The organism is Enterococcus sp. LJL51 (assembly GCF_054871795.1).
In genome coordinates, this window is record NZ_JBTXLW010000011.1 from 131683 (window position 1) to 140309 (window position 8627).

The window sequence follows — 8627 nt, forward strand, 5'->3', positions numbered from 1 at the left end:
GAAAAGTAGAGAGGCATCCGATTTTTCAGGGATTATTGTGGAAAACAAGCAAAACCACAAGCTAGCTCATTTCAGAGTAGTCATTCTTAATACTATTGATTGAAAAATGACGTTTACTTTCGTACGCATACCATTCTGTCAGCAAGTCTTTAGGCAAACAGAACTGGCAATGTGGCGCATAAGCGAAAATTTCTGCCGACGAGACAAGTTTCGTAACCATCTCGGAAATATTCGCCGCTAGGGTTTCAGATACGCTCTAAAATTAGGAAATGATTCTGTTGAGCAGATTCATAAGCGGAGGTCGGTCATAATAGAAAAAATGCTATCGATGCCTGGTTGAGTGATGAAGAATTTGCTGAAGAGTATATAAAGAATAAAATGCAAAACTTATAAGTAAAGTTGTCTAAATGAAAGTCGATAAAAATGTTTTCGCCAATTAAATTGAATAGACATACAAAATGGACGTGTGAGAACAGTAGAAATACTGGATTCTTATATGTCCATTTTTCGTACGCTCTTATTAAACAAAAACTGCTTCAACGTATACACGCTTTCTGACTGAATCTCATGAACTTTAAGAAGACATGAAAAATCTGATGGTTAATTGTATTTCCTATATGGTAAGATAAATATACAAATAGTGTTTTTCATTTGTATAACAACAAGGGAGTGATTACTTAATGAGCAATTTGAATGTATCAGGTTCTATTGCTGGAACAGTTTCGTCAAGATTTAGCCAAGCAGCTAGTGCCTTAAATAGTATGTCACAGCCAGGACCAGCTGCTAATAGAACAAATGTCTCCGGTCAGAGCAGCGCACAAAACGTTATAAGCCGGATGAGCGGTGTTGGTGGACAGATTTCAAATGCATTAACCAGGGATGGAAACAACATTCATTCCGTTGCGAGTGAGTTTGCTGCTATTGACCAGCAGCTAGGTAAAGGATTTAACGGCTTAAGCATTCTTGCGGGACCAGGGAGAAGGTGAGAGATTGACCATGAATGAAGGTCAAATTAATCGACAGCTTTCTCGGGTTTCGGAGGATCAGGAACTAAATCGGAAGCAGCGGTGGCAGCTGGAGGAACTGGAAGAGGACTGCCAGCGTTTATCAAGCCAACACCAGGAATATCTTGCTGATGTTCTTCAGTTTAATGAAGAGGAAGATATACGGCAGTATTTTAGTTTGGAAGAGGATGAAGTAACCGCTGCTCATAAAAAGAATTTCTTTGAACTGGAGGAGCAGAAAGAAGTGCTTTATAAGGAATCAAAGCAGCTGCTCGTTACTGAAGAGGAATTACTTCAGGCGAGAAAAGATCAATTGTTCGAGAATACGAAGGAAAAGGAGAAGGTAGATGGGACTTAGTTTTTTTGTTGGTGAAATTCAGGAACAAACCAATGTCGCCGTGACCCTTGCAAACGAATATATTCAGGATGCCGGTCTGCTAAAAGATGCGATGAATGCCTATTTAAATGCACCCTTGTCCGGCAAAACCTATGATTCTGCAAGACGTTATTTTATGGCTGTCTATCCCCCACTTTCTAATGCCTTAATCCTTGCAGCTGAGTCATTAAGTGAAGCCCACCAAAAATACCCGGCAAAGTTTCAGGAAATAGTCGGTGGCGGGGATATCGAAGAAGACCGGTTGCGTGATCAGATCCAACAAGGACAGAGCTTATTGCGCTCGTATGCAAATGTAATGGATAAGCTGGAGGAACAGAACGTACACCTAGAACGGTGCTATATGAGTGTTCAGGGAAGCATTGCTAAACTAGAAGAACGACTGCAGAAGTTGTATACTTTTGATAGTGTATCTGCCGGTATATTTTCTGAAGCAGAGGCAAACATTGAAAACCTGGAGCGAGCGATTGCAGAGTTGAACAAAGGCGGTGCCTGGAATCCAGCTTCAGGAACTTTTGATGTGACCAGACTTGATATGACCTGGGTAAAACCGATTCAAGAGAAGTGGCAAGAGCGGGAACAGGCGATTCAAGAAAAACTGATGAAGAATTTGCTGGACTACGAATTACGACCCACGCAAGGACCCAACGGGACAGTGATTTATGAGGTCTATGTAAATGGAGAATTAGATCCGGAAGCAACGCTACAATACAAAACGTATCTTGCCTTGAAGAAGCGGCAAGAACTGTTGGAAAATCCATTAACCACTGAAGAAAAGTTGTTATTAGCAACTCTTTTTGTCGGCGTAGCGTTTGCAATAGGTGGGTCAATAGTGACAATCACTGGCGTAAAAGGTATGCTTGATGGAATGCCGGTTATAGCAACAAATGCAGGAGGTACTGCTATTCTGGCGCAAACCCTGACAGTGAACAAAGAAGCCTTACTAAAAACAGTAGAAGGTTTTGTGATTACTAGCGGTGGTGTTGTTACGATTATGGCGAGCGGAAAAGGTCAAGGTAGTACTTCTGGAAAATTTGACCAAGCTATTGCACGCCAGACTGGAAAAAATTATAAATTAAGTGAAGGTACGTATAATAATCATATACTTCATGAACATTCAAATAACTCATTGAATACAACGAAATCTAAATTCAATTCAAATATAGATATAAAAAAGACAATTGATGACGTTTTAAAGAATAGTCAGTCAGTTGTTAAGCCAAATACTTCTGGAAGATCAGGTTATATTTTTGAATTAAAGTACAATCATATAGTCGGTACAGATATTTATGGCAGAACACTAAACAAAGTGAAAGTAGTTATAAATAACTTTGGAGATGTTATTACAGCATACCCAATAAAATAAGGATGATTAACGTGAGTATAGCATTTTTAAAACAAGATAAAGATGGTAAATTATGTTTTCAATCAGATTTTTCAATACTGGATGAAAACTTTTTAGAGTTAGTTTATCAAAACAGATACCTTTTTGATGATAAGATTCAAGAACTGTTCGATTTGGATCCATATGGAGATACTGTGCTAAGTGTATCAAAGCAAAAAACATTATTATCGGTTTTTCAAGAAATCAAGAAAAAACAAAGTTTATTGAATTACAAAGATGATGATGATCCTGGCTTAGATAAAACAATTCAGTTTTTAAATGACACAATTAAAAATAGTAATATTGTCGTTGCTAATGGAGATTAGACTTGCGAGAAATGGTTATACAAAAAATAAACTTCATTGTTTATATCATCATAGATATCATTTGGTTAGTCAAAGGTTAAAACGGGCGAGTCCATGTGTTAGAAGCTAATGGTGAAATCGTAACTACCATGAATAATGTAACTAAGAGCAATCTTCAAATGAGATTACAGGGTAATAGGTGGTCAAAATTGACATTAGAACAGATAAATAAATTCAAAACAGATTTCAGTAACTATGTAAATTGGGACTAAAGGAGATAGCAAATATAGATAATGATTTGATGTATGAAAAATATATAGTCAGCATAGAAGATGTCGCTTTAGATGTCAGTCAGACGGACTATTGGCGTAAAAAAATATTCGCAAGTGATTATGACCAAAGAATTTTGATAAGCAAATTTAATATAGACGAAATTCCTGATTACATTAAACCAATATTTATTGAAGAAGGGCTCACATTCCTAGTATCAAAAGTTAAAGAAAGTCCAGAATCAGACTCCTTTGATGAAGGAAGTATCATTTTTAAATTTGAGGCAGTTCCCTTTCCAGATATTGTGAGGTATACGGGAAACTAGCATAGATTAATTAAATTATTTAGTTGGCAACATTATGCCGATTGCGAAAAAAAAGAAAATGATTCTCTTATTATAATAAGAAGTGCTTTGAGACCCTATTTTGAATGACACGATTAAAATCGATAGAATTGTAGTTGCTACTAGAGATCAGTTATGATAAGGAGAAAATGATGTATAAAGACACAAATAACGAGATAGTATGCCCCTATTGCAACTATAATGGCATAGTAGAAAAATTCAAATCTAAAATGAACAATGAAATAATTTACAGGTGTGATGAATGCTTTGGTATTTATGAGTCTCTAGTTGATTTGGAGTATACGGTCAAAGTAGAGGTAGGCTCAGGTTATGCAGCTATGATAGGCGTTGATGTTGATAACTTTGAACGTGATACAATTAAAATAGGCAGATTGACAACAAAAGATTTAGAGAAATACAGAGTCAATTATAAGGAACTCCCCCCTTTAAAAGAAATTGATTATTACGCTAAAGGTTACATTAATGGGCGATTGATAATAAAGTAAGGAGGAAAACAGTGCAGTCAAATGAAGCATGGAAAAAAGAAATAGGTGAACTTGAAAACTTTGAAAATTCACAAGCATTAAAATTTACCTTAGATGAACTGAACAGCTTTTTTAATAAACGTTTAGTTGATGTATATGGATGCTTAATATTTTCAAACAGAGAATTTAGTATGTCACAGGAAAATTTTGAAGCTCATTTAAAAAATTTTCTTGATCGAACGGGGTATGAAGCTTCTGCAAATGAAATTCGAATGATTGATTTTTTTGAACAGTCGCTAACTATTCAAGAACAAGTGCAGCTTGCGAGGATATTTGTTCAAAATATTAACGCTCGCTTGCAGTTATTAACCTCCAAAAGGATTATTTATATATTTGGAATTAATGATAATATACTAACAACCAGATTTCACCAAGAGTGGGAGGGTGAGAGTAGTTGGTTAGGCGAGTTAGAAGGTTTTTCAAGCCCCGTTGCTGTCTTTTCAAGTGATGAATTAACAGAAACTTTTTTCAAAGTTACTAGTGAGTAAATGCAAAGCGATCCTATTTAGGAGGTCCCAGTTATGCGAAGTGCTGAATTACTGAGTGCTCTTTCAATCGATCTCGATTATTTAGATATTCAAAAAATCGGTGTAGAAGTCGATGGAGATATATTGCCGATTTGGAAGGTAGAAAAAGAAAAGGACGTTCTTACTGTAATAGGAAATGTTCCAGGGAATTTGACTGTAAAAGAGTGCTAGTATCATTAATGTTAAGTAAGCAGCTGAAGCTACGCAAAAAAGGTGACGGACAATCTGAAAACATATATGGGTACAAGATAAAAGATGAGCTCGAATAACAGAAAAGAGAATGTTTTCAGCGGCATTCCGAAAAGATGGATGTGTGTTTCCAACAAGCGTATTATATAGAGTAAGGTAAATAGAGGATGGTATGTTCATTATGTGAGCATATTCTCTTCTATTTCTTCATTTAGGAATCTTTCTCTTTACTGATTTTATTTTGTCCAATATATGAATGTCATATCATAGAAATAAGAGTGGATATTTCCTTTCAAAAAAATGATTAATGGTATCTCATTGAATAGCACGGAACTCACCATTGCTTTAGACGGAGAGCTACTGTGAGCCGTTTTAAAAATATCAAAAAAATAGTGGAAATCAAAAGAGATTCCTGTGTTCAGAACAACGTGAAGTATTTAGAAATTCCTTGGAAAAGGAGATAACAGATGGGACTTATTTTTTTGTTGGTGAAATTCAGGAACAAACCAATGTCGCGGTAACCATGACAAACGATACTTTAAGGAGTGATTAAATGTATAAAAATGAATTTAACGATATAATGTGTCCCTTTTGTGGTGAATATGGCTTGATAGAAGTGTTTCGCTCAAAAATGAACAATGAACCTATTTATCGTTGCTATGAATGTCTGGGTATTTATGAATCTTTGGCTGATTTAGAATATACTATACAGGCAGAAGAAGGCTCAGGTTATGCCAAAATGATAGGTGTTGATGTTAAAAACTTTGAACGTGATACAATTAAAATAGGTAGACTGACAACAAAAGACTTAGAATCTTATGTAATCGAATATAAGGAATACACTAATTTAAAAGATATTAATTATTTTGCAAAAGGATACTTTGATGGAAAGCTAATAATAAAAGGTGGAGCCAGAGAATAAGGAAATTAGGGAAGTATTTTCATGTCCATGTGGCATGAATCAGAAGAAGAATGAAAGCATTATAGGGGGGCAACGTTATGCGTAGTGCGGAGCTGCTAATATCGAGTCTGGATATGGCTAAAAGCAAAATAGGGGTGAGCAAATGCGAATATATGTTGAAACGAACGGAAAGAAAACGTCTTGGGGATATCGTGAACTAGCTGAAGTCATGTGGTTTAAAGAAAAGAATGGAAAAGAGTTAGAAATATCTCACGTTGGAAACGATGAAACACTGAGAAATAGTTTCTATTTGAGTTTATCATTAGATAAGTGGCTAAACGATGAAAGATGGAAAAAAGAAAAATCACCACTTCAGTTTCAAGATATTGAGTTAAATTATCATAAAGAGAAAAAGATTATTGAAATTGTCTCAAAGCATGTAAAAATACTTACAGTAGATGAACGTGCTATGTATATTCTGACAATAGAACTAGCAAAAGATTTAGGCGGAAGAATAAGCGAAAATGGTTCGGAAAATTGGCAATCAGTAGCAGAATTTGAAAAAAATCATAAAGATATACTGAGCTTAACCTATGATAAAGCTAATGATTTAAGTTTAAAAGAAGCAGTAACAATGGTAGCAGAAGAGGAACCCTGGGAGTATGATGAAGATTTTGAGGTCGAGGATGAATAATCGTACTTATGCGTTTACCGAATGTTTAAATATCCTATGCAAACCAGAAGATGAATAAATAAAATTTTGGAGGTCAGCGTTATGTGAAACGTTGATTTGCTGGGTGCTCTTTCAATTGATATAGAGTATTTAGATAGTAAAAAAATTGGTGTAAAAGTAGAGGGGAACATTTTGCCAATCTTGAAGACAGAAAAAGAAGCAGTTGTTCAAATCAAAAAACTAGAATAAATTTTTTGGATGCTGTGTCAAGTTGTGTTGGCAAGGGAAAAACTGAATAAATTGGAAAGCTTGGAATAAAGATCAGAGATTTTCTGGTTTTGTACTGAGCTTTTTTATTACCAAAAGAGGATTTTACCAATCCTGCTGATATTGTTATTTTCATGAGCAGTCGACTTCAATTTAATATTTGAAATGAGTAGCTGCCTATTCAATCAATCACTGCTTGTTTACGATTCGATTAGAATTTTTCAGGTAAGTGGAGCTGGCTCAGTCAGTATTATTTTATGTCTGTTATTTCACCGTCTCATTTTTTCGATAGTGTGATTATTTGAACTTTTTATTGCTTGAAGATAGTATTTGTGCCAAACTGAATGAAAGAGGTGATTGCATTGGAAAAGTTATTTATCAGCCCATCTAAATATGTGCAGGGGAAAGGCTGTTTAAAAGACAGTAGTAAATATATAGAAGAATTGGGGAATCGGGTTCTCATACTAACAGATGAGTTCGTCTGGGGAATGATTGGTGAAGGCTATAAGAACTACTTGACTGAAGGCGGATTGTTGGTTGGAACGGCTGTTTTTTCTGGCGAGGTTTCAGAGGAGAATATTCAGGAGCTTTTGAAAGGGATAGCAGATAAAGAGATTGAGGTTGTAATTGCACTGGGCGGCGGTAAGGTTATCGATTTGGGTAAGGCTGTGGCGGCAAAACAAAATCTAAAGATGGTTGTACTGCCGACAACAGCTTCTACCGATGCTCCAACGTCTTCAATATCAGTGTTGTATGAAGAGGACGGCCGCTTTAAAGAGTATCAATTCTACCGAAAAAATCCTGACTTAGTTATTGTAGATACGGAAGTCATTGTCAATGCTCCGGCTCGACTGCTGGCAGCTGGGATTGCAGATGGACTTTCAACAGCGGTAGAAGCAAGAGCTGTTAAAAAGAAGCACGGAGAAAATGTTTTAGGGAAAAAACCGACGCTGACGGCGCTGGCAATTGCTGAGAAATGTGAAGAAGTTCTTTTCACCTACGGTTTGCAGGCATATGAAGACAATAAGAACAAACAAGTAACAGAAGCTTTTGAGGCAGTTGTCGAAGCGAATACGTTGATGAGTGGATTGGGATTCGAGAGCGGCGGACTAGCAGCGGCTCATGCGCTGCATAATGGCTTTTCTGCTATTCAGGGCAAAGTCAATCAGCTGATGCATGGAGAAAAGATTGCATATACGACATTAGTTCAGTTGGTTCTTGAGAAGCAGCCGGAGGAAGTACTTAAACGCTATCTAGTATTTTTCCGGCAATTGAATCTGCCAACTACTTGTGAGGCACTGGGGCTAGATGTTCAGAATGAAAAAGAGCTTTCAAAAATAGCGGAGCAATCTCTTTCAATCGGAGACAGCTTACGGCAAATGCCATTTACATTGACTAAAGAAGATATTGTACAGGGGATTCGCCAATTGGATGCTTTTGTTCGCAGTTGTTCAGTTTAAAAAAATAAGTCGGGCTTATTGAAAATAGAGGTATCCCGAATTATACAGTTTGGATTTTTTCTAAGGGAGTGGGACATAATCCACTCTCAAAAAGAAAACAAGCTCGATTTTGATGACGAATGTCAAAATCGGGCTTGTTTTTTCTTCTTCCCTTCTCTTTCTCTCCATATATTTTCCTAATTTTCTTAGATTTAGTGCCATGAGAGCCAAACCAACATCAATCTTCGCTCCTTGTTTTCCACGTAAATGGAAACGATGGAACGCCAAATGAGCCTTTAGATGCCCAAACACTGGTTCTACATCGATTTTCCGTTGTCGATAAATCGAACCTGTTTTTTCATCTGAAAGCTTCTTCTTGCATTCTG

Annotated in this window: 13 protein-coding genes; 11 read left to right on the top strand and 2 right to left on the bottom strand. The window is 36.4% G+C overall.

The features are described from left to right. Positions 1 to 61: 61 nt before the first annotated feature. Positions 62 to 220, bottom strand: a complete 159-nt coding sequence (locus tag ACYSNQ_RS11520) for a hypothetical protein (RefSeq protein WP_426083464.1) — start codon at positions 218 to 220, stop codon at positions 62 to 64. Between the two features lie 460 nt (positions 221 to 680). Between ACYSNQ_RS11520 and ACYSNQ_RS11525 the strand changes: the two genes are divergently transcribed. From ACYSNQ_RS11525 to ACYSNQ_RS11575, 11 genes are all read left to right on the top strand, one after another. Further along, positions 681 to 986 (top strand): TIGR04197 family type VII secretion effector, encoded by a 306-nt coding sequence (locus ACYSNQ_RS11525; protein WP_426083465.1) that lies wholly within the window; start codon positions 681 to 683, stop codon positions 984 to 986. Positions 987 to 990: 4 nt separating this feature from the next. Further along, positions 991 to 1362 (top strand): hypothetical protein, encoded by a 372-nt coding sequence (locus ACYSNQ_RS11530; RefSeq protein WP_426083467.1) that lies wholly within the window; start codon positions 991 to 993, stop codon positions 1360 to 1362. After that, on the top strand, positions 1352 to 2764 hold the full coding sequence (locus ACYSNQ_RS11535; RefSeq protein ID WP_426083469.1) for a T7SS effector LXG polymorphic toxin: 1413 nt from the start codon (positions 1352 to 1354) through the stop codon (positions 2762 to 2764). Before ACYSNQ_RS11530 ends, ACYSNQ_RS11535 begins: the two co-directional genes overlap by 11 nt. An 11-nt stretch (positions 2765 to 2775) precedes the next feature. After that, positions 2776 to 3108 carry a hypothetical protein gene (locus ACYSNQ_RS11540; RefSeq protein ID WP_426083471.1) on the top strand — a complete coding sequence of 111 codons (333 nt, stop codon included), beginning with the start codon at positions 2776 to 2778 and terminating at the stop codon, positions 3106 to 3108. 280 nt (positions 3109 to 3388) lie between these two features. Further along, the gene (locus ACYSNQ_RS11545) at positions 3389 to 3682 is read left to right on the top strand and encodes a hypothetical protein (RefSeq protein WP_426083473.1); all 294 of its coding nucleotides are present in this window, start codon (positions 3389 to 3391) and stop codon (positions 3680 to 3682) included. A 170-nt stretch (positions 3683 to 3852) separates the two neighbouring features. Continuing rightward, positions 3853 to 4206: a hypothetical protein gene (locus ACYSNQ_RS11550; protein WP_426083475.1), complete on the top strand. Its 354-nt coding sequence runs from the start codon at positions 3853 to 3855 to the stop codon at positions 4204 to 4206. A gap of 11 nt (positions 4207 to 4217) precedes the next feature. Continuing rightward, entirely contained in the window at positions 4218 to 4733 is a 516-nt protein-coding gene (locus tag ACYSNQ_RS11555; RefSeq protein WP_426083476.1) for a hypothetical protein, read from the top strand. A gap of 33 nt (positions 4734 to 4766) precedes the next feature. Next, positions 4767 to 4943: a hypothetical protein gene (locus tag ACYSNQ_RS11560; protein ID WP_426083478.1), complete on the top strand. Its 177-nt coding sequence runs from the start codon at positions 4767 to 4769 to the stop codon at positions 4941 to 4943. Positions 4944 to 5514: 571 nt separating this feature from the next. Further along, the gene (locus ACYSNQ_RS11565) at positions 5515 to 5883 is read left to right on the top strand and encodes a hypothetical protein (RefSeq protein ID WP_426083480.1); all 369 of its coding nucleotides are present in this window, start codon (positions 5515 to 5517) and stop codon (positions 5881 to 5883) included. A gap of 142 nt (positions 5884 to 6025) precedes the next feature. Next, entirely contained in the window at positions 6026 to 6556 is a 531-nt protein-coding gene (locus ACYSNQ_RS11570) for a hypothetical protein (RefSeq protein WP_426083482.1), read from the top strand. Between the two features lie 608 nt (positions 6557 to 7164). Then, positions 7165 to 8262: a glycerol dehydrogenase gene (locus tag ACYSNQ_RS11575; protein ID WP_426083483.1), complete on the top strand. Its 1098-nt coding sequence runs from the start codon at positions 7165 to 7167 to the stop codon at positions 8260 to 8262. Positions 8263 to 8322: 60 nt separating this feature from the next. On the opposite strand, the gene ACYSNQ_RS11580 is transcribed toward ACYSNQ_RS11575, so the two are convergent. Next, on the bottom strand, positions 8323 to 8627 hold a 305-nt coding region (locus ACYSNQ_RS11580; RefSeq protein ID WP_426083485.1), incomplete at its 5' end, for a transposase.